The sequence below is a fragment of the Nodosilinea sp. P-1105 genome (assembly GCF_012911975.1).
Taxonomy (GTDB): domain Bacteria; phylum Cyanobacteriota; class Cyanobacteriia; order Phormidesmidales; family Phormidesmidaceae; genus Nodosilinea.
This window is the reverse complement of record NZ_SMDQ01000035.1, coordinates 1-23676: the sequence shown is the minus strand read 5'-3', so window position 1 is coordinate 23676 and position 23676 is coordinate 1. Positions and strand designations below refer to the sequence as shown.

Here is a 23676-nt window from a genome sequence, read left to right as displayed (position 1 = left end):
CTTCCTCAACTCTGCGGTAAACATCCAGGCTATTGGACCTATTTCTGCCACAGCTAGAAATATTGTGCTACCTTACGGTTAATGCTGCTACGCCAGGCTAAAGACAAGGTTTCGAGGTATTCCGCGGTAATCGCTCGAAGCATTGTTAGCCTAGGTTACCTCCAGCAGAAAATCTGAAAATTTGCCCTTTAGAAATTTAGGAGGTGGTGCCCATGCAAGAGAGTAGTAAACGTGTGGGTCTTCAGGTTGACGTAAGCCGGCTGTGCGCCGGGGCTGTGCTCTAACTATCGGTGTTATCTGCTGTTGTAGATGACTGAGCTTCTGAAGCTGGCTGATGAGGGTTCCTCCCGGCAGTCAGGTTCAACCTAAGATCCAACTAGACCGCCCCTGTCCCGGAAGTTATCTTCCCCTGACAGGGGCGGATAGCTTTTAAAGGGAGTTTTGTAGGGATATTAGGACAATTTAATCCAGCGGGAAGAGCCAAACGAAGCGCTGCTACTTTCTATTTCCATGAAATTGGGGGGCAACAGCCTTAGGGATAGATTCCCTTGACTTCGCACTTGACCTGGAGGAATGTCCAGCCAGGTTGCCCACACCCGATTGTCTCGGCGATTACCCATGGCTACATGGGTGGCAGCTAAATCAGGCCTGATTGCAAACCAAAATACCTGCCCTGAAGGTAGCTCTCGGAGGTAATAAAATGCTCCCGTATTCGTTTGCCATACCCCACTTAGAGAACTCTCTTCAAAATCCCGTTTTCCCCTAGATAGTGCTGGAAATGAAGGTGCATTACTTTCTGGACTCCATCTTGACCCGCCGAAGCCACCTGTGACGCTTCTACGTACCCATGTTGTTCGTCTACCCAAGTGCTGAAAGTCAACGGCTATTTCTCCACTGCCCAGAAAATTAGACCAGGGCACATCACACCATCTGCCTTCCATTCCTCGAATAATTTGGCCATCCCGTGTCCAGCTTCCAAAAAATACATTGGCCCATCCAGCGTTTTGATTAAAGCCAAACCAGGCGCAACGACCATTTCCGCCTACAGCAAAGTTGCTTTGAAAGTAATACAGTCCACCATCATTACCTCTATAAATGCCAGGGCTTGACATAGCAAAACTCCTTAGAAATTCATGAAACCAGTACAGCCAGGGCAGAACCGATTGAGCCGCACTGAATTTTCTATGAATTAATTGTGGACATTAAACTATGCCTTTGTAAGTACCCATTAGGGTGACTTTAGTGCCGGGAGTGACCTGAAGGTATTTTTTGGAAAAACTGACGCAATGGCTGAGAGGTGTCAGTTGAAATAGGAATAGGGTAGTCAGAAGCTTCACAGTCCCTCTCCTAAGGCGAGCTACTATCCTCACAAAGCCCTTGAGCCCTTAATACTGGGGCTTTTGCCGTCCAACATAGGCACTAATGGAAGCATGCCTTAGGATCTAAGGGTAGTTACCTGATTTTTTACTATGGCAACTCTGCTGAGTGACAGCGACATTCAAACTAAACTAAGTCAGTTACCTGACTGGTCCCTCGACGGTAAAGCCATTACCTGCACGCGCACCTTTAAGGACTTTGTCACCGCCATTGACTTTGTGAATCAACTGGTGGAACCGGCTGAGGCGTCTGGCCATCACCCGGATTTGCAAATTTCCTACAACAAAGTGGTCATTCACCTATCCACCCATGATGCTGGCGGGCTGACGGAAAAGGATTTTGCCATGGCTGAAACCCTCTCTAAACTGGGTTAGTCATCCATTTTCTCTGTGGCCTAACGTCCTCAACAGCCCAGAGTAGCTATGCTCTGGGCTGGACTATACCAAGTCCAGCTCGGGATCTGGAGTTTTCCCACAGGCAGAACTCCAGGTCTGGACTTGGATCTGGTTTAATTTCAGGTGGCGCTAGATGGTAGGCGTCGTAGCGTCGGTACAGTATTTTGAGAACCCTGGCTCTTTGATCTACTGGCCGTGCTTTGCTCAGTATCTATCATTGGGTTAAAACTTGTGGATCACTGCGGGAGAATCTGTGCAGATATTCTAAAGTTAGTTAGTCGAAATGCTTGCACAGCATTCTGCACTGCCCACTGGTTGGTTCAAATTATGAGTGGAAACCCTATCGCTGAGGACCGTTTTACCTTTGAGGTCACTTATGCTGATAGCCAGCATACCGTTAGTATTCCATTCGCCAGTGGCATTGGCAGATCTTCTAACAGCTTTTTCCCTTCCCGCCCCAACCAAAATGTGCAAACCTTGCTAATTTCACAGCATGGTATGGGGGGCAAGGCCCTAGATTATTTGCAAAATGGGATTGATGCCGCAGTGGCAGCAGGGGTCGCGCCCCAAGCCTTAGTGGTGGCTCCCCAATGGGTTGATGTAGGACAAGCATACTCAGACACCTCTAGCGAGTCTTACGACAACCTGGAGGAGGTGCTCGCCAATGAGCCTAATTTGCTTACTTGGGATGGTGGGCGTTTTTTTGGAGCCCGATCGAAGCCGCGCTCACCCGACTATCCAGCCCGAGCCAGTAGCTACCATGTTCTGGATCGACTGATTGAAGATGCAACCACGTCAGGTCGGTTCCCCAATATACAGAGTGTTGTGATAGTGGGGCAGTCGGGGGGTGGACAGATGGTGAATCGCTATGCCGCCACGAGTCAGTTTCCTGTCTCCAGAGGGTTTCAGGTGCGCTATGTGATTATGAATCCTGGGACATACCTGTATATGGGGCCTAGACGGCTGTCCAGTGGTAACAGTTTTCCTTATCAGATGACTACCCCCACCGAAGAAATGATGGCAACGGCGATCGCCGCTAGTAACAACCCGAACCAGACCATCAACCAGTTATCGGAACAATATAACCGCTATCCGTTTGGCCTAGAACCACTCAATAACTATTGGTACCTCAGCAATGCTAATCTTTCGGCTGAGGATATCCGCAACAATTATCGCAGTCGGCGAGTAGCCCATCTGATTGGCGAAAATGACAATAACCCTGAGGCCGCTAGCCTTCCTCGAGCATCTAGGGCTATGTTACAGGGGGCTCACCGGTTGCAGCGGGCTGACGTGTACTTTCAGCATCTTTGTGGTGAGCAAGTGTGGGGATCTGCCCATGCCTTTCGCATCGTTCCCAATGTGGGTCACAATGGACGGAACACCATGCTTTCCCCCATTGGCTTGCAATGTATGTTCGGGGAATGGCCTACTGATAGCTGTCGCTCTGTTATTAGAGATCTTGATCCCCCTGAGCTGGCCGAAAGGGGGTGGTTTAATCGCCTTTTAGGGGCGGCCCAGAATCTATGGCGGGAGGGAAATGCCCGGCTGTTCAATCGCCACTAGAATCCGGCATCGTTACTGATATTTTAGGATTGGCATATTTGATTCTAGTTCCCTAGAGCATAAGTCGGCCAACCTGTCCTGTTACCTAAAACCTGACACCTGACACCTGACACCTGTTACCTAGAACCTGACACCTGTTACCTAGAACCTGATACCTGATACCTGATACCTGATACCTGATACCCTCGGCAACAATTGTCATAATTTCTACCAGGCAGTGCTACGCTTCTTTCTGTAACACCTCGGCAAACTCTAGATCCTCAGAGGCCAATACCAGCAGGGTGTTCGGCAGGGCGGCGGTGCGTCGCTGGACATCGATATAATACTGACTGAAGTTTCCATCGGGGGTGGCTAGACCCAGAAACACTAGATCGGCGGTTTGGGATGAGGTCGTGAGGATGTCATCGAAACTGCGATCGCGAGCTACAATCACCCTGGGAATGGCCCCAATCCGTAGACTTTTTACCAGATGCTCCAGATTTTGTTGGGCGGCAGCCTTAGCGGTTTCATTAGGGACCACCAGGTTTAGATAGACATCGGCATCGCGCCACCGACCGCTAGTCCGCAGTAAGTAGGCCAAGATCAGCATCAGGCCACCATTAGCCTGCAACCCTCCCCACCACACATCGATACGGCGGTTAAGCGCTAGCCCTTTGGTCAGGGCCGGATAGTTTTCGGGTTGGCTGCGGAAAATCAGCACATTTCGCTTCGAGCGATGGCAGGTCGCTACCATCTGGCAAAAGCGATCGCGGGTCTGTTCGGCCTCGGTGTCCCCCACTAAGACCGTATTGGGTACCAGAGGACCAATGCCATAGGCATCCACCAGTTTTTCCATACCGCTAAAGGGGTCTGAAGCAGTGACCAAGCGCACAAAGGCCTCGATCCCCTGCTTTTCGAGATAGTCCTTTAGGGTAGATTCCATGGCATCTTTTTGGCTGGCACTACGGGCTCCCGGGGGCAGAACGTTCGAAAGGGTAATTAGCCCGCGACTATGGGTTAAATCCACAGCCAACTCAGTCAAGTGGGGCCGTTTGGTCGGCGCTCCAGAAAACACCAGCAGGTGGGGGCGCCAGTTTTTGGTATCTGGGGTGGTTTGCAGTTGAAACAACGCGGTGCGGATCAGGGTCATCCACAGCCCATTGCGCACATCCCCCCAGGCCCCTTGTATTTCGCGCCGCTCTAGCCAGATATAAATACCCAACACAATCACCGCAGCCATCACCGTGGCCACTGGATTAATTAAAAACATCACCCCTAGACAGCCCACGGCCCCTAGCAGGGACAGACCCCAGTGCACTTTAAAGGTGGGCCGAAAGGAGGGGCTCTGCAAAAAGGTTTCTAGGCCTGCCGATACATTCAGCACCAAATAGGTGGTCAAGAAAAACATGGTCAGTACCGGGGCAATCAGGTTCAGATCCCCCAGGGACACCGCCGCCAGGGCTAGACCCAGGGTAAACAGCGTCCCCAGTCGGGGTTCATCCATTGGCCCATGGCCTCGACCCAGCCACTTCAGGCTGCGGGGCAAAATGCCGTCGCGGGCTAGGGCCTGCAAGACCCGAGGTGCCCCCAGAATGCTGCCAATGGCACTCGATAGGGTGGCTCCCCACACCCCTAGCAAAATTGCATCTCCCCACAGGGCCATGCGCCGCATCACCAAGGGCTCGGCCACCAGAGTCTCGGGGGTGGCCCACTGGCTCAGCAGTACCGGAATAATCATGTAAATCACGTAGCCTACCCCAATGGCGGCCAGGGTTCCCTGGGGAATGGACCGCTGGGGATCTTTTAAATCTCCAGACATGTTGACCCCAGCCATAATGCCGGTCACCGCTGGGAAGAATACGGCGAACACAGCCCAAAACCCGACGGAACCGGGGGGCTCGGCTGGGAGGGCGGGCCCAGGCTCTACCCCGTGCCCCAGGGCCAGGGATCCCAGGGACAGCACAATCGCTGCCATGATCAAGTACTGAGCTTTAATGGCAATGTTGGCTGATTTGAGCGCCAGGGCTGCCACCAGCAACGTGGTAATCAACGCCACCAGGGTTTGGGGTAACACCGGAAACACCTGCACCAGACTCTCGGCAAAGCCGATGGTGTACAGGGCCACTGACAGCGCCTGGGCCAGGTAGAGGGGAATGCCCACCGCCCCGCCGGTCTCAATCCCCAGGGAGCGACTGATCATGTAATAGGCTCCACCGGCCCGCACCACCTGGTCGGTGGCAATGGCGGAAATCGATAGCCCCGTCAATAGGGTAATGGAGGTGGCAATGGTGACAATCAGCAGGGTTGGCCAAAACCCCACATGGCCTAGCACCCAGCCAAACCGCAGGTACATGATTACCCCGAGGATAGTCAGAATGGATGGGGTAAAGACGCCTCCAAAGGTCCCCAATCCTTGGGACTCTTCTCCTTTCGAGACAATCACATGATCTTTGGGTGGTTTGGCCATAATCCGGGATAAGCGTCGGGGCTGGGTAACGAAGACCCAACGACAGCGTAACCCTTCCGCTAGCCTACCGCAGCCCAATGTCTGTTGTATACCAAGTCCAGCTCGGGATCTGAAGTTTTCCCACAGGCAGAACTCCAGGTCTGGACTTGAATCTGATTTAGACCCCAGCTTCTCTAAACCCCAGCTTCTAGGTTTTGACGGTGCACTTGAGGTGCATTATTCTGGCCATTACACGATTTGAGAGCCCCAGCTAGCATGATTATCGGCGCAGGCGATTCGGAGAACAATCGCCCCACCAATGAAGATATCTGGCAGAAAGTTGGTGAGATCGCTGTCTCCTACCCGCTTTTAGAATGTATGTGATAAGTGTGCGATCGCCCTGGCCCAATGGCTTCAATCAAGGGGCATTGGGGTAACTATTCTTCGGCTACGAACGCGCCGCAAAACAGAAGTGTTTATCACCAGCCAGCGCTATGGTGTTGAGGAGTCGATTACTGAAAACGGTATCCACTACGGTATTGAAGTACATGGGCGGGTATTTGATAACCTGGGCAATGAGGGGCTATTGCGAGATGACTGGGTAGCGGATTTTAACTGCATTAGTGGTCGTTTTGAGATTGAAGAAATTACACTTTCAGACCTTTTAGACAGGGGGAAATAAAGAAATGTCTACTGTCTTTGACTTGTTAAACCGTATTCAAAAAAGTCCAGGAATGTACTTGGGCTATCCATCGGTCAGTGGCTTATTCATGCTGTTGAATGGGTATGAGATTGCCCGCAGTGAACTAGGGGCGGAACTCACAGAAGAAGAAGAACAGTTCTATGAAGAATTTCAACCGTGGCTGCAAAATAAGCTAGAGGTGAAGTCTGTGACCTCTTGGGCCAAGCTGATTATGCTCTCTTGCCATGATGAGAAAACGGGTTTTGAAAAGTTCTTTGAATTGCTAGATGAGTTCCGGCATAGAGAGGAAACAACAGACCTGATGAGTGCTTAACAGGGAGAACAGGTATGACCCAAACCGTAAAGATTTGGTTTGATCCCGAAGCAGACTTCATGGAGGTGCTATTTTCCGACGCCCCCGGCTATATGCGAGAAACAGATAACGAGGCCATCATGGAGCGTGTTGATCAGAACGGTAACTTGCTCGGGTTTTCAGTGTTGAACAATTTTAGCGACGCATTCCCCCACCTGGGAACAGGTGGGGGTCAAGGAGCGGCGGGGTCTAGTCGTCATAGCCCTGGTTCTCGATGTACTGCTTGAGGATGGAGAGGTGGGCACCGCCGCTAGAGACAGCGCTAAATCCTCGTTTCCAGAAAACAGGTTTCCAGTAGTATGGCCGCAACTCCTCAGCGTAGCGCTTCCTAATCTCCCGGCTAGTTACCGTTTTGAGGGTGTTGCACAACCTGGACACCGACACCTTTGGGGCCATATCCACCAACAAATGGATGTGGTCTTTGCTTCCCAGGTCAGCCTTTGCGTCCTCAAGAATGCAGTCAACTTTCAGGCAGATACTTTCAGCCAGCGCTTTGATGTCAGCCTCTATGGCTTCAGTGATGACGGGATGGCGGTACTTCGTGACGAACACAATATGCCCCTTCAGCAAGGCGACACTATGAGAAAAAGATCTGAGCTTACCAGCCATAGACAAGCAGTCTGGGGTTTATTCCTCCCATTCACTGTAGTACAATAGGACTATGAAGACAAAGAAGCCCACCAAAATTATTCGCACCGACAAGTGGACGCTGAACCCGACCGCAGAGCAGCGAGTGCTGTTTGGCGAAACGGTGGCGGTCTATCGTCGGCTGTGCAGACATTTGGTTGGCGTTGTCTTCACGCACTGGCCAGAATTGGGAAGCCTGCCCAGCGACAACCTAGTTCCTGCTATCGAACGACTCATCCATCAAACAGCGCAAAACCCTAGCCCAAAGTATGCGCTGATTGATGGGACGTTCCACAAATTCCCGAGCTACTATCGCCGTGCCGCCATCATGTTTGCGGCGGGGCAGGTTAGCAGCTTCCTGACTCGATACCAGGAATGGCAGAGTGGGCCGTCTCGAAAGCGGAAGGATGCTAAGCCACCTCAGCTCAATGCTGATGCAGGCTGTTACCCAACGCTTTATAAGGGCCAGTGCTACAAGCTGCACGGGTATGAGCAGGTTGAAATCAAGGTATTCACGGGGTCTGACTGGGTTTGGACAACGGTTCAAATTACGGGACTACGTGACCGCCATGAGGTACCCGGCAACAAATTGTTGTCGCCCTCACTGATCGTTAACAGCAAGGCCTGTCACCTATCGGTGCCGTTTCACTGCATGCCAGCGAAGCGGAAGCCTGACGGGAACGTGACAGCGGTAGACCTGGGCATCAACACCACGGCAACCGTGGCAGTCGTGACCCATGACGGTACTGTAATCCATCGTGAATTCATTCACCCTGGAAGAGACATAGACCGTCGAGACAAACGGCTCAAATCCGTCTCAATGCGGGCCTCTAAGACGATGGGCAAAGGCGGCAAGCTCCACAAGGGGTTCTGTGCCAACACCTATCGAAAGTGTCAGAACATCAACCAGCAAATCAGCCACATTGTTTCTAAGCGGATTGTCCAGATTGCCAACGAGTTCAACTCAGAAGCAATCGTTTTTGAGAACCTGAAAGGGTGGAAGGCGACGGGAGGTCGGAAACGCTCCAACCTGCGCCAGCGCTTTCACGGATGGCTCAAGGCCAAAATCCGCGACTTCACCGAACTGAAGTGGCAAGAGTTGGGCGGCAAGGTGATTGATATCGTTGCCGCCTACACCTCGAAGCTGGCCTACGATGGGTCTGGCTTGGTTCGGCGCGATTCCAAAAATTACGCCCTCGCAAAATTCTCCTCTGGCAAGCGGTACAACGCAGACCTGAACGGGTCGCAAAATATCGCCGCCAGGGGCATTCTTAAACTCACTCGCCGAAAGGACAGTGAGGATTGTTCCAGCAAACGTTCTGGACGGTCGCCTAGAAGCTGGGCCTGCCTGTGTGATCTCTGGACTCTGGATAGTTCGAGATTAACATAGGACACTCCCACCTCGGCTACGCCAGGTGGGAGAGCTTCATTGTGAGTCAGCTATCTAAAGAGAAACCCTTATGGGCTCAGTTAATGGCCAGTGCTTAAATGACGTAGGATCGTCCGTAAGCAAGCGCTCTGAGCAGAGGGTTCCCTAGCTTGCGGTAGTTTTGTGATCTAGGCGAATGTCGGGGCCGATTAGATCGGATAGCTTTTCCACGTCGTACAGCAGCATGGCGATCCGCTCTAGGCCCAGGCCCCAGGCCACCGTTGACTTGTCCCCGTAGCCCAGGGGTTGCAGCATTTCCTGGCGAAATAGGCCCGAGTTGCCTACCTCCAGGTAGCGATCGCTAGGGGCATGGTAGGCCAAGACTTCCAGGGAAGGCTCGGTGTAGGGGTTATAAGCGGGTTTAAACTTGAGCTGCTTGAACCCCAGGCGCTCGTAAAAGTAGGTGAGATAGCCCATCAGAGTGCGCACACTCAAGAGTTCTCCCACCACGACGCCTTCAATTTGGTGGAATTCGGCCAGGTGGGTGCGATCGACGGTTTCATTGCGGAAGACCCGATCAATGGAAAAGTATTTGCCGGTCTGCCCTTGCATTTGGTACAGCCGCCGAGCTGTAGACGAGGTGGTGTGGGCGCGCAGGATGGCGCGGCTGGCTTCGGCCTCGGTCCACTGGCCGCCGTAGTTAGCTTCGTGGATCTGTTTCACCTGGCTTATCAGGTTGGCGTCGTTGGGTAGGGGCAGGGTTTGGGGCTGGGCCAGGTAGAAGGTGTCTTGCACTTCCCGGGCCGGGTGATCTTGGGGGGTAAAGAGGACGTCAAAGTTCCAAAAGGCCGATTCCACCAGGTAGCCTGACATTTCGTCAAAGCCCATGTTGAGAAAAATATCCCGAATCCGCTGGATGCACTGGGTCAGGATAGTGGGGCGACCGTAGGGTACGTCGGGGACGGCGTCGTGGATGTCGTAGGGCTTGAGCTGCACCTGCTGCCACTGCCCTGACAAAATCAGCTCGCTGGTCAGGGTAGTGACCACGTCGCTCAGCTCCAGGGTTTGCAGGGCGGGCAATACCGTCAGGCGATAGTCAGCCTCCACCCGGCGGGTGATGTAGCCCTGCTGCTGTAGCCAGCTCAGGGGCTCTGCGGCCTGGTCGTCGGGGGAGCCTCCCTGGGCGATCGCGGCAAAGACCTGCTGCCGCTGCACGTAGTCTTTCAATACCCCAGGCTTCAGCACCGTCACCAGGGCGGTATTGCCTTCATCAATTAAATCCACCGCCTGCTCGCGCCGCAGAGCTCCATAATTTTGGCTAAAGCGATCGCCCAGCTGGCCTTGCAGGGTAACGCGATCGCGAATTCCCTGTAGCAGTTGTTCTGCCAAGGCCACCCCGGGCACCTGGCCCCCCACCTCTTCCCCTTTCGGGGTCAGCACCCAGGCTTCAGTGGATTGTTCTTGCCATTCCACATAACCATCTAGTGCTCCACTGAGCAAAAAACCATTGATGAAGTTGAAGTCAAACCCATGGCGGGCACAGTGCGATCGCAAACTGTCCACCGTTGGTTGCTGCTGCAACAGTTGAATAAACTGTCGCTGTTTGCCAGTCAGTTGGGGCAAATCGAGCATAGGGAGGCTCCAGGGGACTTTTCCTAAGATTATCAAAGGGAAGAACCAAGGTGATCTCTAGAAAAGATTGTCCCTTTATGTAGGATGGGCAAAGGGCCTTGCCCATCCTACGGGGGTATTTTGTTATCCAGAGATCACCCAAGACCATTGAGCTAATTGATCTGCCCGATAGAAGTCGGGTCGCCCTGGGTTGAATCCTGTACAATATTATGTACAGTCAAGAGGTCTCCTATGGATGCGATATCTTACACCGCTGCCCGTCAAAACCTAGCTAAAACCATGGATCGGGTTTGCGCGGATCATGCCCCCATCATTATCACCCGCAATAATCAACAGTCCGTGGTGATGATATCCCTTGACGATTTCAACGCCTTGGAAGAAACAGCGTATCTGTTACGCAGTCCCCAGAATGCCAAGCGGCTGCTTGCATCCATTGCCCAACTTGAGGCCGAGGAAGGCCAGGAGCAGGAGTTGCACGATTGAAAATTATCTTTGCAGAAGCTGCCTGGGACGATTACCTGTATTGGCAAAAGACCAACAAAAAAATAGTCCAGCGGATCAACGAGTTGATTAAAACCGCCATGAGAACCCCGTTTGAAGGGATGGGTAAGCCCGAACCCCTTAAGCATGGCTTGCAGGGCTACTGGTCGCGCCGCATCACGGACGAGCACCGCCTGGTCTATAAGCTGCAAGATCAGGCCATTCTGATTGCCCAGTGTCGTTACCACTATTAGCCAGGGGGCTATCAAAACGGTAGCCGGGGCAGGGGAAAGGGCAGGGGAACCTGTCGCCGGATTTCCTGCTCGACCCGATTTTGAATTTGATTGACCAGGGTAGAGGCGATCGCATCCACCGCCCCCTGCACAAATCCGGGTTGGCCAGTGGCGGCCACATCAAACACACAGCCCTCCATCATCCACTCATTCACCCCGGCCTCCTGGCACAGGCGGGTGGCTTGCTGAATCTGGGCTGGGGCTACCCCCACCAACGACGGAAACTGGCTGGGAAAGTCTCGCCGGGTAAAGGTGTCGGTGGACTGGCCAGGGCCATAGTCAAACAAGGATTCCGCCGCTGTGATCCGCCAACTGTCGCCAAACTGGCGGTAAAGCTGCTGAAAGAAGGCCGTTTGCACCTGGTTAAGGGGCACCGGGCTGGGAATCAGTCCCCGCACCAGGCGGGTGATGGGGGCATAACCATCCTGGGGGAGCACCACCCCGCCGCCGCGAACCTGGAGGTCATCCCCAGGACTGCCGTTGAAATTGCCTAACAGGCCCTGGTACTGACTGCTAGAGCGAGGTACCTCCACCGTGACGGTCAAAAAGGCCGTCCCTCCCAGGGTGGTTGGGGAGACCTGCACCGTTTCCCCGCTGGGCCAGTTCACCTGGTAGCGCTGGCCCTGGCGCAGCAGTTGACCGCCACCGGGCAGGGCCAGGGTAGGTTCGTTCAAGGTCAGGGGACGACCATCTAACCACAGGGGCGATTGACCATCGGGTGAATCCTGGGCGTAAATGCTGAGGCTGTGGCCCCCCACCTGCATGGCCACAGCGGTATTCATCGATAGGGGTCGCCCGGGAATTTGGCCCTGGCGCGCCTGCACCTGAAATTGGCCGTTAGAGGTCTGGCTCAGCCAAAACTCCCCCAGGGTTTGGAAACTATAGCGATAGCCGTCGTAGGTGATGATGTGGGGGTCGCCATAGCTGGTGCCTCGACCGCGATCGCCCCCAGGCCAGGGGGTACTGGGACCACCACCCCCCTCAGGCTCCTCTGGTTCCTCCGGTTCACAGGGGTTTTCGATCGGGTCAACCCACACCTGGGCGGTGTCGGGGTAGCCAGTCAGGGCAATCAGCCCTGGGCTCGCTTCCACAGATGTCACTCCCGGCGGCTGGGAGCCATCGTCGCACCGGCAGCTATCCCCCAGGCAATACCGCTGGTTAAAACTATCGCTAATGCGGGTGGTGGTATTCCCCCAGCGCAGCCCCCCATGGCCACCATTCACCACATCGACGGCAATCACCTGCCCCGCTGGCAGGGGGATCTGGTACAGCCGCTGCACGGTGCGCTGAATTTGTCGCCCTTGCCCAATCGGTAGGGGTTGAATCTCCCGCCGCTCCGGGGTGATGCCAGGACCGCTGGTGTTCCACGGCCGCTGGCTGGGGTGCCGCTCTAGGCCCATGGCCCAGGTTTGCAGAAACTCGTTGCGGTTGGCCAGCAGACCTAAAATGCGATCGGTCCATTGTGCCTCAGCGGCTGGTGGGGGCAGGGGTGGGGTAAAGGCCCGGTCCAGCATCTGCCAAACATTGGCCTCGCCGCTATGGGCCATGTGGGCAAAGACCCCCAGGGCATCGTAGCTGCGCTCGTTTAGCCGGGCGGTCCATTGCAGATAGCGGGGCCAGGTCGTTTCACTGCGGGAGGAGCCGCCGGTGTAGGTTTCCCCGGCCCACACCGCCGACCCTTCCAGTACCCAGAGGGGGGCACGATAGCTGGACCCCCACTTTTCCCGCTGGTAACAGTGAAACAGTTCATGGGCCACGGTGCTGCGTTGGGCGGTGGCATTTTGGTGGGTCCAGGCCTCGGAAAACACCACCAGGCAAGCTTCCCAGGCCTCCGGCAGCTCTCTGCCTGCCCGCCCTTCCAGGATGTTGAGATCAATCCAGCGACCGGGGTGATCGGGGTCGCGGGCGGCGGCCCGACTGGTGGCTAGGTGGTAACCATCGTCGCGGATATATAGCCCCTGGTAGTAAGGCTCTCGGGTGGCAATGATCGGCTTGGTAAAGCGGTGGCCGGTCTGGGTTTCCAGGTAGGTCTTGGCCTCTGCCACTAAGCTAACTAGCTCAGCATCGGCAGGGGCCGGTCGAGCCCCCAGGCCCAACAACAGCCCCAGGGTTAAAAGGATCAGGAGTCCGTACCGCAGCCATCGGCAGCGAGATATACCCATAGCCATCTATCCACCGTCCTGTTAGCCAAAGAAGAGTCCAGGTATGTAGAGGTACCTGTTGTTTCCGAACTTCTATCCAGGGGAGGCTAATTCCGGAAAGATTCACGAAACGATAGACTTTATCTCGAAGTATGACATTACTGAGCAACCGCTATGCTAACCCTCTATCACACTCCGCTTTCGATCAACTCGCGCCGGGTTTGGGTGGCCCTGCTGGAAAAAGGATTGGACTTTGAAACGGTGGAGGTGGACCTGGGGGGCGACCAGTTTAAGCCGGAATTTCTCACCCTGAACCCGTTTCACCACATTCCTGTGTTGGTGGATGGGGAGCTGACGGTGATTGAATCGTTCGCCATTTTGGACTACATCGACGCCCAATATCCCCAACCGCCGCTGCTGCCGGAACAGGCCGCAGATCTGGCCACCGTGCGAATGGTGCAGATGGTGACCGTCAACGAACTGTTGCCCGCCCTGGCCCCCCTGACCAAAAAGATGATGGGCTTCGGTGAACCGGATGCCGAGGCGATCGCCCAGGCCCTGGACCGAGTGGGTGGTGTTCTGGCCTTCTTGGAGCAAAAGCTAGGTGAGCGTCCCTACTTTGGCGGCGATCGCCTAACCCTGGCCGAGCTGGTTTTGGGCACCGTCACCGCCTGGTTCCCTGGCATCGGGGTGGATTTAGGCCCCTATCCCCAGTTGCAGCGGTGGGCTCAGGCCTTGCTAGAGCGAGACGCCTGGCAACGGACTCAGCCGACGCCCGAGGCGATCGCCGCCTTCAAGGCCCGCATGGCCCAGCGCATGGCCCAACGTCAGTAGGGGCAGTCCCCAACCGTTCCCCGAGGACCTGGTATGAGGCCACAATCAAACAGCGATCTGTAAAACTATTAACGTTATTGAAGTATAGGGAGACACCCATGGCTAAATCCCGTCGATCATCCCGTCGCCGTGGGTCCGCTTGGTCTAAACAGTTGCGCGATAAAGGCTGGTTGGCCATCCCCCTCAGTATCGTGGTGGCGGTGGCGGTTCTGGCGGTGGTCAACAGCGGTCAACAAACCTCTGCCAGGGTGGACACCTTTGTCGCCGACTCCCCTGGAGTGCCGCTGCCGCCCCAAGAGCCTGCCCCCCCAGGCGAACAGTTTCCTGATGAGGGCCGCCAACATGTTCCCGAAGGCCAGCGGGTGGAATACAACACCAACCCGCCCACCTCTGGGGCTCACTATGATGCCTGGGCCGTTTGGGGCATCTATGCTGAAGCCCCCGAAGATGAAAAGCTGGTGCATAACCTGGAGCACGGCGGCATTGTGATTTACTACGACCCTGACCAAATCGAAGGGCAAACCCTGGATCAACTAAAAGGCCAGGTGCGGCAATTGAGCCGTCGCAACCCACGGATTATTCTGACCCCTCGGGAGAATTTTGAAGGGGCGATCGCCCTAACGGCCTGGCAGTACCTGCAGCGGCTAGACCACTATGATGCCGCCGCCATCGAACAATTTTATGACGCCCATATTGCCCGTGGTCCAGAATGCCAAGAAGGTCTCTGCCCTCCTTAACCTACTAAGTACACACATCTTGGCCCTCTCCCCCAAGCCCTCTGGGCAGGCTACGCCAACAATCCCCTTCTCCCAAAATGGGTGTAGCTTGCTTCTCGAAGAGCGGGGGAGGCTAGACAAGGGTTTCAAAATGGGCAAAAGCAAGACCAGATAAGAGTTTCCGGCTCCCCTTACTCCCGCCCTGGGAGGAAGGGGCTGGGGGATGGAGGGAAAGCCCAAACGGGAGAAACTCACTCTCGGCTGAGGTCTTCCCTCTCCCCAAACCCCTCTCCCAGAAGGGCGAGGGGCTTTGAAAGCTCTACTCCCCTACTCTGCGAGAAGCACAAGGTGCTACCTCCCGCCCTGGGAGGAAGGGGCTGGGGGATGGAGGAAAAGCCCAAACGGGAGAAACTCACTCTCGGCTGAGGTCTTCCCTCTCCCCAAACCCCTCTCCCAGAAGGGCGAGGGGCTTTGAAAGCTCTACTCCCCTACTCTGCGAGAAGCACAAGGTGCTACCTCCCATTTTGGGAGGAAGGGGCTGGGGGATGGAGGGAAAACCCTGCCCACAAGGGCTCACAGGACTTATGTGTACTTAGTAGCCTCCTTAAGCGGTTGAGCAAAATGCTGACCCTGTATCGTTATCGACTGCCTTTCTGTCCTAGGTTGCGTTGGGTTCGCCGTTGCCGTACAAAATCCGCTTCAGGGCCGTCATGTACATGCGTTCTGGCACAGCCTCTGGGTCCAGGCAAGTTTGCAGAAACAACCCCGTCCCCATGGATGTGATCGCCCAGGCCAAATGTTGAGCTGACATGGGCTGGGGCAGATGGGCCTGCTGGTAGTGTTGGGCCAGCAGCTTAGCCAACACCTCGTAGGCGACCCGGTAGCGCTGGGCCAGCTTTTGCCGGGCCGATTCGTTGCGCATGGCATACAGAAAAAACTCCACTGTAAGCAGATTGAGGGTGCGGTTTTCGGTCAGATCCCGCTCAAATTCTGCCTCCCAAAGGGAGAGGTCAAGCCCATCTCCCAGTTTTTCCAGTTCTACCGCCAGGTACTGATCAATCAAGGCCAGAAACAGATCCTCCTTGCTGTCAAAGTTGGAGTAAACCGCCCCCTTGGAATAGCCCGCCGCGGTCGCAATGTCCTCCACCGAGGCCCCATTGAATCCCTGTTCGGCAAACACCTGGGCGGCGGCGGTCAGCAGCCGTTCACGGGTTTGGCGGCGACTTTGGTCACGGGAGAGTCGCTGTCTGGCCATCGGTTTGTTTCCTTTCGCAACGCTAAATTGACAGGCCTGCAGGCCGTCTTATACTTGAAGATATACAGATACTACCCAGTATTTTGATTCCAGGTGGTCTTTTAGTAAAGAAAATTGTCAAGGCAACGGTTTACCATGACTTCCACCGCTACGGCCGCTCCAGCTATTTTCCATGGCCACCACCTCGTCAAAACCTATCAGATGGGTGAGGTGGCGGTGCATGCCCTGCGGCAAGTGGACATTGACCTGTACGAGGGGGAATTTGTGGTGCTGCTGGGGCCGTCGGGCAGCGGCAAGTCGACCCTGTTGAATATTTTGGGCGGGCTGGATGTGCCCACCAGCGGGGAGGTGTACTTTCGCCAGCAAAACTTGAGCCAGGGGGGCGATGGTCTGCTCACCCGGTTTCGGCGAGAGTCCATTGGGTTTATTTTTCAGTTCTATAATCTGATTCCCAGCCTCACCGCCCGGGAAAATGTGGCCCTGGTCACCGATATTGCCCCCCACCCGATGCGGCCCGAGGAGGCCTTGGCTCTGGTGGGTCTGGGCGATCGCCTGGACCACTTCCCCTCCCAGCTCTCGGGGGGGCAGCAGCAGCGGGTGGCCATTGCCCGGGCGATCGCCAAACGCCCGGAAGTCTTGTTCTGCGATGAGCCCACCGGGGCCCTGGACTATAGCACTGGCAAGCTGGTGCTGGAGGTGTTGGCCCGGGTGAATCAGGAGTTGGGCACCACGGTGGTGATCATTACCCACAATGCGGGCATTGGGGCGATGGGCGATCGCGTGATTACCATGCGCGATGGTCAGATCCACACCATCGAGCACAACCAGCGGCGAGCCAGTCCAGATGAGTTGGAGTGGTAAGGGCCATGCTATCCTCCCTACTAGCCATTGATCGTAAGCTGGTGCGAGACCTGATCACCCTGCGGGGGCAGGTGATTGCCATTGTGCTGATTGTGGCCTGTGGCATTGCCAGCATGGTCACCATGACCAGCACCTACCAGTCGTTGCAGCTCTCCCAGACCCAGTACTACAGCCAGTACCGCTTTACCGATGTGTTTGTGCAGCTGAAGCGGGCCCCCGAGGGGGTAATGGATCAGATTCGGCAGATTCCTGGGGTGGGGCAGGGGCGATCGCGGGTAGTGGAAACCGTCACCCTGGATGTGCCGGGACTGGATGATCCGGCTACCGGGCGGCTGGTGTCGATCCCCGAGCAGCCCCAGGCCATCCTCAACGACATTGCCCTGCAGTCGGGTCGCTACATCCAGCCCGATCGCCTCGATGAGGTGATTGCCAGCCCCGCCTTTGTGGAAGCGAACCAGTTGGCCCTGGGGGATACCATCAGTGCGGTGATCAATGGCCGCTGGCAGGAGTTGCGGATTGTGGGTACGGCCCTATCCCCCGAATACCTGTATGAAATCAGCGGCACCGAGCTGTTGCCCGACAACCAGCGGTTTGGGGTGTTTTGGATGGGGCGACCGGCCCTGGCCACCGCCTTTGACCTGGATGGGGCTTTTAATGATGTAGTGTTGACCCTCACCCCTGGGGCCAACGAGCAGGCGGTCATTTTTCGGCTCGATCAAATTCTCGATCCCTATGGCGGGTTGGGGGCCTATGGCCGCGATAACCAGGTTTCCCATCGGTTTTTAGAGGATGACCTGCAAGGGCTGCAGGTGATGGCTGTGATCTTGCCCGTGATCTTTCTGGGCATTGCCGCCTTTTTGCTGAATATGGTGCTGGCCCGGTTGGTCAGTACCCAACGGGACCAGATTGCGGTGCTTAAGGCCTTTGGCTACAGCAACCTGGAGGTGGGGCTGCACTTTTTGAAACTGGTGCTGGTGGTGGTCGCCCTGGGTGCCCTGGTGGGGTTGGGCCTGGGCCGCTGGTTAGGGGAAAACTTCACCCACTTTTACGTGCAGTATTACCAGTTTCCCTCGGTGCAGTATCAGGTGGGGATCAGGGTGATGGTAACAGCGGTGGGGGTCAGCGCGATCGCCGCTTTGATCGGCGCCTTCCAGGCTGTGCAGGGGGTGGTCTCTTTGCCCCCCGCCGAGGCGATGCGTCCCGAGCCCCCCGCCAGCTTTAAGCCCACCATCGTTGAGCGCATGGGCCTGCAGCGTTTTCTCTCCCCCGCTGGACGCATCATTCTGCGCAACCTGGAGCGACGACCGTTGCAGGCCCTGATGGCGGTGGTCGGCATTTCCATGGCGGTGGCGATTCTGGTGGTAGGGGGCTACTTTAGTGACGCCACCGATCAGATCATGGCGGTTCAGTTCCATACGGTGCAACGGGAAGATATGACCCTCACCTTTACCCAACCCCTGTCAGGCCGGGTCCGCCATGACCTGGCGCAGCTGCCTGGGGTGCTGCGGGTGGAGCCCTTTCGGGCGGTGCCGGTGCGGTTCCGCTATGGCCATCGCACCCGCCTGGGCAGCATCACCGGCCTCAGCTCCCCCAGCACCCTGCGGCGGCTGATTGACCAGGACTTGCAGTCGGTGCCCATTCCCGATGACGGCATTGTCTTGACCAGCAAACTGGCAGAGTTGCTGCATGTGCAGATCGGCGATCCGTTGACGGTAGAGGTGCTGGAAGGGGCGCGTCCCACCCGCCAGGTGCCCGTGGCTGGCCTGGTGGACGAACTGATGGGGCTGGCCACCTATATGAATGTGGATGCCCTGAACCGGCTGATGCAGGAAGACACCAGCTATTCAGGCGCCTACCTGCTGGTGGATCAGCAGCAGATTACCGCCCTGTACAGCCAACTGAAGCAAACCCCGGCGGTGGCCAGTGTAGCCCAGCGGGAAACCGCCCTGCACCAGTTTGACGAAACCATTGGAGCCACCTCCGGGGCGATGAACGCGGTGCTGATGCTGTTTGCCACGATCATTTCCGCCGGGGTGATCTATAACGCGGCCCGCATTGCCCTGTCGGAACGCAGCCGCGAACTGGCGACCCTACGCATCATTGGCTTTACCCAGCGGGAAATTGCCGTCATTTTGCTGGGGGAACAGGGGGCCCTGGTGCTGGCGGCGGTGCCCCTGGGGTGGGCCCTGGGCTATGGCCTGTCCTGGGCCTTGAACCGTTCCCCAGCGGTGGATTCTGAAATGTTGCGCATCCCCTTTGTGATTCATCCGGCCAGCTATTTGTTTGCCCTGCTGGTCACCGGGCTGGCGGCCGCTGGCTCGGCTCTGTTGATTGGCCACCAGTTGCGACGACTGGATCTAATTGCCGTGTTGAAAACCCGGGAGTAAGGGGTGGGATGGGTGGATGGGTGGATGGGTGGTAGACGCGGGGCGGCTTCCCGAAGGGTAGGGTGGATGGGTGAAGGCGTGGATGGGTGAGGGCGTGGATGGGTGAGGAGGGGGCTGGAATCGAGGCTGATTTCGATACATCAAGGGAGGGAGCTAAATTATGACGTCTACCAATAATGCCAATGCCGAGACCCTGACGGCCCAGGACCAAAATGGCAAAGGCCCGCCTACCGGCAACCGCAACCGGTCCCGGCGGTGGCTTTATGTCCTCGGTGGCTTGGGGGTGGTGGGCCTTGTAATCTACGCCTTTCGGCCCCAGCCAGTGGAGGTTGACCTGGCCACGGTAGAACGGGGCCACCTGCAAGTGACGGTGAATGCCGATGGCAAAACCCGGGTGCGCGATCGCTATGTGGTCGCTACCCCCGTGGCTGGCGAGCTGCAGCGGATCACCCTAACCGAGGGGGATACCATCGCTGCCGGGGCCGCTGTGGCCCGGATTGACCCCCTACCCCTGACCAGCCAGGTACAGGCTACCCAGGCCCGACGGCGGTCCGTGGCAGCCCAACTGGCTGGGGTGGACACCCAGCGGCCCAAGCCCGAGGCCCTGGCCCAGGCCAACAGTCGCATCCGGGCGGCCCAGGCCCAACATACCCAGGCCCAGGCCCGAGTCAGCGAGCTAGAAGCAGCCCGCACCCAGGCCCAGCGCGATCGCGATCGGATGGCCACCCTACACGCCCAGGGGGCTGTTGCTCGCCAGGACCTGGAAGCCATGGACCTGGCCCTCACCCAGCGCCAGCAGGAACTGGAAACGGCCCGGCAGCAGGTGTCTGTGGCCCAGGCCGATATTGAAGCGGCCCAGGCGGAGCGCGATCGCCTCAGGGCCGAACAACAGGACCCCGACTACCTGATTGATGTGTACCAGGGGGAAATCGCCGCCCTGGATGCTGAACTGGCCAGCCTGACTGTCGATGCCAGCCGCACCACCATTGCCGCCCCGGCGGCGGGTCGGGTGCTAGAGATTCTTGAGCCCAGCGCTCGCTATGTGGCGGCGGGCACCCCCCTGCTGACCGTGGGCGACCCCAACGGCCTGGAACTGGTGATCGATATTCTGTCCACCGACGCGGTGCGGGTATCCCCAGGGGACCCGATTGTCCTGGATCGTTGGGGGGGCGACCACACCCTGGAAGCCACCGTCCGCCAGGTGGAACCCGCCGCCTTCACTGAAGTATCGGCCCTGGGGGTGGATGAACAACGGGTCAACGTCATCGCCGACTTTGTGGACCCCGACGTGCCCCTGGGGGATGGCTTCCGGGTAAATGCTCAGATTGTGGTGTGGCAACAGGAGGATGTGCTAAAGCTGCCGATCAGCGCTCTGTTTCGCTGCGACACCGACTGGTGCACCTTTGTGAAAGACAATGGCCGGGCCCAGCAACGCACCGTTGAGGTTGGCCCCCGCAGTGACTTTGAGGCGGTGGTTGAATCTGGACTAGAAGCGGGGGAACAAGTGATTCTCTACCCCGGCGACCAGATCGAGCCAGGAGTGAGGGTCCGGGGGCGCTGAGGGAAAGAGGGAAAATCGAAAATTGAAGAGAGAAAAGCGGAAATAAAACATCTGCTGTCGTCTGCTTAGAGCTTGGCCCGATCTGCCCGGTGTTGCGGCTACGCACGGGCTATGGCCCTAAAGTTATGAATTATTTCAGTTGGGTTTTTATCCTGAGCCAGACGTTTGGGAACGCTAACAATAACTATGCTGTTGCCCGCAAGCCGATTGCTGTAACGTTTTGCTACTCGAAATTACCAACCTCGCCCCCGGTCAAGTTCAAACCTTCCTCTGGGAAGGGGACCCTGACAGTTGGGCTCAGATAGCCCTGGCGGAGGACTTGGGTCAGGGGCCACGGGTGGTGTTTCACCGGTGGGATAGTTTACCGGATAGTAGCGATATTATTGCCAGCGTGTTGCAAGCCCTGGCCAGGGTGGTTGAAGGGCTTTGGCCCAATTGGTATGGTCAGGAAAATTTGTTTGCGGCTGAGTCCACCGCTGAAGCGGACCTACTGAATCGATATCGGTGCCTGGACTGGCAGCAGCACCATGTCGAGATATCGTTGCCCTGGCTCAGGGCGGCTGTGCGAGCTCGACACCAGGGGCAAGTGCCTGTGTTAACAGCGTTTCCCCATAGTCTGCAATTGGCTCAACTGGCCTTGGCCATTGAGCCCAACGGCATTGCCTTAGTTCTCTGGCTGGCAGATAGTCAACCGCCGCCGCATCGGTTACTGGCCCTGGCCCAGGCGGTCCACTGGATAGCGACCCACACCCAGGCCCGAATCGCCCTGGCCCTGCCCCAGTCGCTGGCTGGAGATAGCGCCCTCGATGCTGTGTTGTACGGGGCTAAGCCCCTGGCTGGTCTATCCAGCCCTACCCCCACCGCTGAGGATGAAGCGAAACATGTGGTGTTCCCCATCCAGGGACGGCCCCATCCGTTTAGCCCAGGGGAGGCCAAGTTGGCCCAGTGGCTGGCCCAGGATGCTGAATTAGGCTCACTGTTTCGATTTAATCAACTGGTCAAGACGGTCCGTCAACAAACTTACCTGGTGGATTTACTCTGGGCTGAGGGACGGTTGGTTGTAGAAATTGATGGTTATCGCCACCATGGAAATCGGTTTGGGTTTGCCCAGGACCGTCATCGTGACTATGAGCTGCTGATCAGTGATTATGTGGTGCTGCGACTGCCCCATGATCAGGTGATCAGTGATGTGGAGGTGGCGGTGGAAAAGATCCGTGATGTGGTCCGGTTTCGTCGCCAGCAACGTTGTTATACCCGGGAGGTGTCTCTGTGACGATTGAGTTAACGCCTAAGTTAGACCTGGTGGTGTGGAGTCTCCTGATTACAGGAGATGAGCCGATGATGTCTAAAGTGAAGCCCGGCATCACACCGACTGAACGCCGCAAGTTAGTGGATGCTGGTTTGATCAGGGTAGAAAAACGAGGCCGGGCGTCTCACATTGTGTTGGAAGACAAAGCCTGGGACTGGCTGGCCATGCGCCTGCAATCCCCAGATTTTGGGGTGCAGTTTCCCAGTCGGGCCACCACGGCTATTCCCACGTTTCAGGTGTTGCTGGAAAAGTTAGGGGCTTTTCTGCGATCGCGCCAAATCTCCCTGGCGGACTTTTTGACTACAGCTAGTCAGAGCAACTTGGATCGAAGCCAGAAAAACGAAGCTGCTAACCATGACTTGATTGAGTGCATTCGTGACACCTATCTACAAATCACTTCAGGGAAACGTAACGTCAGAGTGAAATTGGCTGCTCTCCGCCATTCTCTAGTTAACTTTTCCCAAAAAGAAGTTGATCAGGCACTAGAAACCATGGAATTAGCAGGAAATCTAGTCCTAATGCACTTAGATGATCCAGAAGAGATTACACCAGAGGATGATAAAGCAGCTGTTATAGCGGTTCTTGAACGCATAAGGTACACCTCGACTGAGAAAAGATTTGGAACGCATAGACCTGGACAACTGGCTTGTACTTTATCCAAGTGAGAACCGCTATATTATTAACGGCCATAAAAGTCACATCATTTATCTAAAGTCTTAGGATAAAATCAGTGAAAGATCCAATTGCTATTAATGCTCTTCAATCCGTTGACCTCAACTGGACCATGCATATTAGAAGTGTATGGCAGAATATGACGGATGATGTTGATGGTCTTCACCGAGATGAGCGTCAAGAAATTTTCGCTAATCTAAAGAAATTGAAGGATTTTCCCCAAGTCCAATCACCACTTGGGATCGTAATTATAGGTGAAGGAGGATCTGGTAAAACACATCTGGTTGGTATCACTCGACAGTATGCATTAACCAACGGACTTAACTTCATTCTGGTCGATATGACTGATGTCCGTGACTTCTGGGAAACCGTGCTTCAGGGATATATTAGCTCACTGCAAGAAGATGCTAACGATGGAAGAACCCAATTTCAGCTTCGAGATTTGATTGTTCACTTAGTGTCTTTGACAGGTAAATCAGTGTCATCTGAGATTATGGCAGACTTACCTGTTAACTCCTTAAGAAATGCCATCCGGCAAACTTTAAATGCTTTAGCTCAAATTAATCGGGCTCTTCCGGTCTGGTTATGCTGCTTTAAACGGAAATACCCACGGCAACAAACCTCTTAACTTGAAATTGTCGAAATTAGAAAAGCCATAACCCAATCGCTTAATCAACTTAAGCTTATTATTTATTCCCTCTACAACTCCATTCGTTATTCTCAA

23 protein-coding genes are annotated in these 23676 nt (G+C 55.8%); 16 read left to right on the top strand and 7 right to left on the bottom strand.

Translation table 11 applies throughout. The features are described 5' to 3' along the window. Positions 1-452: 452 nt before the first annotated feature. Positions 453-1112 (bottom strand): hypothetical protein, encoded by a 660-nt coding sequence (locus E1H13_RS15345; protein ID WP_169614294.1) that lies wholly within the window; start codon positions 1110-1112, stop codon positions 453-455. Positions 1113-1469: 357 nt separating this feature from the next. Between E1H13_RS15345 and E1H13_RS15340 the strand changes: the two genes are divergently transcribed. Both E1H13_RS15340 and E1H13_RS15335 read left to right on the top strand, forming a co-directional pair. Further along, positions 1470-1751, top strand: coding sequence for a 4a-hydroxytetrahydrobiopterin dehydratase (locus tag E1H13_RS15340; protein ID WP_169614293.1), 282 nt, complete (start codon positions 1470-1472; stop codon positions 1749-1751). Between the two features lie 348 nt (positions 1752-2099). Then, entirely contained in the window at positions 2100-3335 is a 1236-nt protein-coding gene (locus E1H13_RS15335; RefSeq protein ID WP_169614292.1) for a hypothetical protein, read from the top strand. 220 nt (positions 3336-3555) lie between these two features. Here the strand turns inward: E1H13_RS15335 and E1H13_RS15330 are convergent, their stop codons facing one another. Continuing rightward, positions 3556-5781 carry an amino acid permease gene (locus E1H13_RS15330; RefSeq protein WP_169614291.1) on the bottom strand — a complete coding sequence of 742 codons (2226 nt, stop codon included), beginning with the start codon at positions 5779-5781 and terminating at the stop codon, positions 3556-3558. A gap of 373 nt (positions 5782-6154) precedes the next feature. Between E1H13_RS15330 and E1H13_RS15325 the strand changes: the two genes are divergently transcribed. The 3 genes from E1H13_RS15325 to E1H13_RS15315 are packed head-to-tail and all read left to right on the top strand — an operon-like array spanning position 6155 to position 7042. After that, positions 6155-6442: a papain fold toxin domain-containing protein gene (locus tag E1H13_RS15325; protein WP_347404170.1), complete on the top strand. Its 288-nt coding sequence runs from the start codon at positions 6155-6157 to the stop codon at positions 6440-6442. A gap of 4 nt (positions 6443-6446) precedes the next feature. Continuing rightward, positions 6447-6776, top strand: coding sequence for a hypothetical protein (locus E1H13_RS15320; RefSeq protein ID WP_169614290.1), 330 nt, complete (start codon positions 6447-6449; stop codon positions 6774-6776). Between the two features lie 14 nt (positions 6777-6790). Continuing rightward, the gene (locus E1H13_RS15315; RefSeq protein ID WP_169614289.1) at positions 6791-7042 is read left to right on the top strand and encodes a DUF2283 domain-containing protein; all 252 of its coding nucleotides are present in this window, start codon (positions 6791-6793) and stop codon (positions 7040-7042) included. On the opposite strand, the gene tnpA is transcribed toward E1H13_RS15315, so the two are convergent. Next, a complete protein-coding gene (tnpA, locus tag E1H13_RS15310) occupies positions 7005-7424 on the bottom strand; it encodes an IS200/IS605 family transposase (protein WP_169614288.1) in 420 nt (139 codons plus the stop codon). The genes E1H13_RS15315 and tnpA overlap by 38 nt on opposite strands. Positions 7425-7476: 52 nt before the next feature. Between tnpA and E1H13_RS15305 the strand changes: the two genes are divergently transcribed. Further along, positions 7477-8832: an IS200/IS605 family accessory protein TnpB-related protein gene (locus E1H13_RS15305; RefSeq protein ID WP_169614287.1), complete on the top strand. Its 1356-nt coding sequence runs from the start codon at positions 7477-7479 to the stop codon at positions 8830-8832. 144 nt (positions 8833-8976) lie between these two features. Here the strand turns inward: E1H13_RS15305 and E1H13_RS15300 are convergent, their stop codons facing one another. After that, complete coding sequence (locus E1H13_RS15300; protein WP_169614286.1) at positions 8977-10443, bottom strand: phenylalanine--tRNA ligase subunit alpha; 1467 nt, start codon at positions 10441-10443, stop codon at positions 8977-8979. 231 nt (positions 10444-10674) lie between these two features. On the opposite strand from E1H13_RS15300, the gene E1H13_RS15295 reads away from it, so the two are divergent. Both E1H13_RS15295 and E1H13_RS15290 read left to right on the top strand, forming a co-directional pair. After that, entirely contained in the window at positions 10675-10926 is a 252-nt protein-coding gene (locus tag E1H13_RS15295) for a type II toxin-antitoxin system prevent-host-death family antitoxin (protein ID WP_169614285.1), read from the top strand. Beyond that, positions 10923-11177 carry a Txe/YoeB family addiction module toxin gene (locus tag E1H13_RS15290; protein WP_169614284.1) on the top strand — a complete coding sequence of 85 codons (255 nt, stop codon included), beginning with the start codon at positions 10923-10925 and terminating at the stop codon, positions 11175-11177. The genes E1H13_RS15295 and E1H13_RS15290 overlap by 4 nt, the downstream gene beginning before the upstream one ends. 11 nt (positions 11178-11188) lie before the next feature. Here the strand turns inward: E1H13_RS15290 and E1H13_RS15285 are convergent, their stop codons facing one another. Beyond that, entirely contained in the window at positions 11189-13378 is a 2190-nt protein-coding gene (locus tag E1H13_RS15285; RefSeq protein WP_169614283.1) for a VWD domain-containing protein, read from the bottom strand. Positions 13379-13531: 153 nt separating this feature from the next. Here E1H13_RS15285 and E1H13_RS15280 point away from each other — a divergent pair, with 153 nt between their 5' ends. Together E1H13_RS15280 and E1H13_RS15275 are read left to right on the top strand one after the other, a co-directional pair. Continuing rightward, positions 13532-14191 carry a glutathione S-transferase family protein gene (locus tag E1H13_RS15280; protein ID WP_169614282.1) on the top strand — a complete coding sequence of 220 codons (660 nt, stop codon included), beginning with the start codon at positions 13532-13534 and terminating at the stop codon, positions 14189-14191. Positions 14192-14289: 98 nt separating this feature from the next. Beyond that, positions 14290-14928: a DUF3105 domain-containing protein gene (locus E1H13_RS15275; RefSeq protein WP_169614281.1), complete on the top strand. Its 639-nt coding sequence runs from the start codon at positions 14290-14292 to the stop codon at positions 14926-14928. A gap of 637 nt (positions 14929-15565) precedes the next feature. Here the strand turns inward: E1H13_RS15275 and E1H13_RS15270 are convergent. After that, positions 15566-16162 carry a TetR/AcrR family transcriptional regulator gene (locus tag E1H13_RS15270; RefSeq protein WP_169614280.1) on the bottom strand — a complete coding sequence of 199 codons (597 nt, stop codon included), beginning with the start codon at positions 16160-16162 and terminating at the stop codon, positions 15566-15568. A gap of 135 nt (positions 16163-16297) precedes the next feature. On the opposite strand from E1H13_RS15270, the gene E1H13_RS15265 reads away from it, so the two are divergent. The 6 genes from E1H13_RS15265 (at position 16298) to E1H13_RS15240 (ending at position 23580) form a co-directional block, all read left to right on the top strand. After that, complete coding sequence (locus tag E1H13_RS15265) at positions 16298-17023, top strand: ABC transporter ATP-binding protein (protein WP_169614279.1); 726 nt, start codon at positions 16298-16300, stop codon at positions 17021-17023. Positions 17024-17028: 5 nt separating this feature from the next. After that, positions 17029-19410, top strand: coding sequence for an FtsX-like permease family protein (locus tag E1H13_RS15260; protein ID WP_169614278.1), 2382 nt, complete (start codon positions 17029-17031; stop codon positions 19408-19410). Between the two features lie 160 nt (positions 19411-19570). Beyond that, positions 19571-20971 carry an HlyD family efflux transporter periplasmic adaptor subunit gene (locus tag E1H13_RS15255; protein WP_169614277.1) on the top strand — a complete coding sequence of 467 codons (1401 nt, stop codon included), beginning with the start codon at positions 19571-19573 and terminating at the stop codon, positions 20969-20971. Between the two features lie 220 nt (positions 20972-21191). Next, complete coding sequence (locus tag E1H13_RS15250) at positions 21192-22244, top strand: DUF559 domain-containing protein (protein ID WP_169614276.1); 1053 nt, start codon at positions 21192-21194, stop codon at positions 22242-22244. Further along, on the top strand, positions 22241-22945 hold the full coding sequence (locus tag E1H13_RS15245; RefSeq protein WP_206070554.1) for a hypothetical protein: 705 nt from the start codon (positions 22241-22243) through the stop codon (positions 22943-22945). The genes E1H13_RS15250 and E1H13_RS15245 overlap by 4 nt, the downstream gene beginning before the upstream one ends. Positions 22946-23010: 65 nt before the next feature. Then, positions 23011-23580 (top strand): hypothetical protein, encoded by a 570-nt coding sequence (locus E1H13_RS15240; RefSeq protein WP_169614275.1) that lies wholly within the window; start codon positions 23011-23013, stop codon positions 23578-23580. On the opposite strand, the gene E1H13_RS15235 is transcribed toward E1H13_RS15240, so the two are convergent. Then, the coding region (locus E1H13_RS15235) for a transposase (RefSeq protein ID WP_206070380.1) at positions 23536-23676 on the bottom strand (141 nt) is incomplete at its 5' end. The two genes, E1H13_RS15240 and E1H13_RS15235, sit on opposite strands and share 45 nt — an antisense overlap.

Coding starts and splice junctions, on each gene's coding strand:
- E1H13_RS15275 (WP_169614281.1), top strand. CDS start 14,290: ATGGCTAAATCCCGTCGATCATCCCGTCGCCGTGGGTCCGCTTGGTCT.
- E1H13_RS15330 (WP_169614291.1), bottom strand. CDS start 5,781: ATGGCCAAACCACCCAAAGATCATGTGATTGTCTCGAAAGGAGAAGAG.
- E1H13_RS15320 (WP_169614290.1), top strand. CDS start 6,447: ATGTCTACTGTCTTTGACTTGTTAAACCGTATTCAAAAAAGTCCAGGA.
- E1H13_RS15345 (WP_169614294.1), bottom strand. CDS start 1,112: ATGTCAAGCCCTGGCATTTATAGAGGTAATGATGGTGGACTGTATTAC.
- E1H13_RS15305 (WP_169614287.1), top strand. CDS start 7,477: ATGAAGACAAAGAAGCCCACCAAAATTATTCGCACCGACAAGTGGACG.
- E1H13_RS15270 (WP_169614280.1), bottom strand. CDS start 16,162: ATGGCCAGACAGCGACTCTCCCGTGACCAAAGTCGCCGCCAAACCCGT.
- E1H13_RS15285 (WP_169614283.1), bottom strand. CDS start 13,378: ATGGGTATATCTCGCTGCCGATGGCTGCGGTACGGACTCCTGATCCTT.
- E1H13_RS15260 (WP_169614278.1), top strand. CDS start 17,029: ATGCTATCCTCCCTACTAGCCATTGATCGTAAGCTGGTGCGAGACCTG.
- E1H13_RS15265 (WP_169614279.1), top strand. CDS start 16,298: ATGACTTCCACCGCTACGGCCGCTCCAGCTATTTTCCATGGCCACCAC.
- E1H13_RS15300 (WP_169614286.1), bottom strand. CDS start 10,443: ATGCTCGATTTGCCCCAACTGACTGGCAAACAGCGACAGTTTATTCAA.
- tnpA (WP_169614288.1), bottom strand. CDS start 7,424: ATGGCTGGTAAGCTCAGATCTTTTTCTCATAGTGTCGCCTTGCTGAAG.
- E1H13_RS15295 (WP_169614285.1), top strand. CDS start 10,675: ATGGATGCGATATCTTACACCGCTGCCCGTCAAAACCTAGCTAAAACC.
- E1H13_RS15335 (WP_169614292.1), top strand. CDS start 2,100: ATGAGTGGAAACCCTATCGCTGAGGACCGTTTTACCTTTGAGGTCACT.
- E1H13_RS15315 (WP_169614289.1), top strand. CDS start 6,791: ATGACCCAAACCGTAAAGATTTGGTTTGATCCCGAAGCAGACTTCATG.
- E1H13_RS15255 (WP_169614277.1), top strand. CDS start 19,571: ATGACGTCTACCAATAATGCCAATGCCGAGACCCTGACGGCCCAGGAC.
- E1H13_RS15340 (WP_169614293.1), top strand. CDS start 1,470: ATGGCAACTCTGCTGAGTGACAGCGACATTCAAACTAAACTAAGTCAG.
- E1H13_RS15280 (WP_169614282.1), top strand. CDS start 13,532: ATGCTAACCCTCTATCACACTCCGCTTTCGATCAACTCGCGCCGGGTT.